The sequence below is a fragment of the Pseudonocardia sp. EV170527-09 genome (assembly GCF_008369905.1).
Classification (GTDB): Bacteria; Actinomycetota; Actinomycetes; order Mycobacteriales; family Pseudonocardiaceae; genus Pseudonocardia.
In genome coordinates, this window is record NZ_VRMC01000310.1 from 1 (window position 1) to 564 (window position 564).

Consider the following 564-nt stretch of genomic DNA (forward strand, 5'->3'; position numbering starts at 1 on the left):
CGGGGCGCGTCGAGCTGGTTGGCGTGCTCGTCGCAGGCGAAGCACAGGAACAGCCGCGGCTCGGGCTCGAGGACCAGGCGCAGCCCGGCCCGGGTCACTGGACGCGGGCAGTCCCGGGGGTTCTGATGCCCCGCTGAGGACAGTGCACACCCGGTTGCGTCCAGGGACGTGGTGTACGACGTCGTCGCTGATCAACGGCGTGGCGTCGGGATATGAGACGGCCACCGCGTGATCCTTCGAGTGCTTAGAGTTCTCGAGGGAGGAGACGCGATGGCCGCGTCAGACAGTGTGAACGATGTGGCGGGCTGGGTGAACGACCGGCTCGCTGATGCAAGCCCGGATCTGCTCCGGGCGATGATCAAACAGTTCGCCGAGACGCTCATGGCGGCCGAGGCCGACGCGATGTGCGGCGCCGGCTATCGGGAACGCAGCGCCGAGCGGGTCAACTCCCGCAACGGCTACCGGGCCCGGGACTGGGACACCCGCGCCGGCAGCGTGGAGCTGGCGATCCCCAAACTCCGCACCGGTTCCTACTTTCCCGACTGGCTGCTCGAGCGCCGGCGC

Annotated in this window: 1 protein-coding gene; it reads left to right on the plus strand. The window is 69.1% G+C overall.

The annotated features are described in order from the left end of the window. Positions 1–270 precede the first annotated feature (270 nt). The coding region (locus FVA95_RS29280; RefSeq protein ID WP_193564365.1) for a transposase at positions 271–564 on the plus strand (294 nt) is incomplete at its 3' end.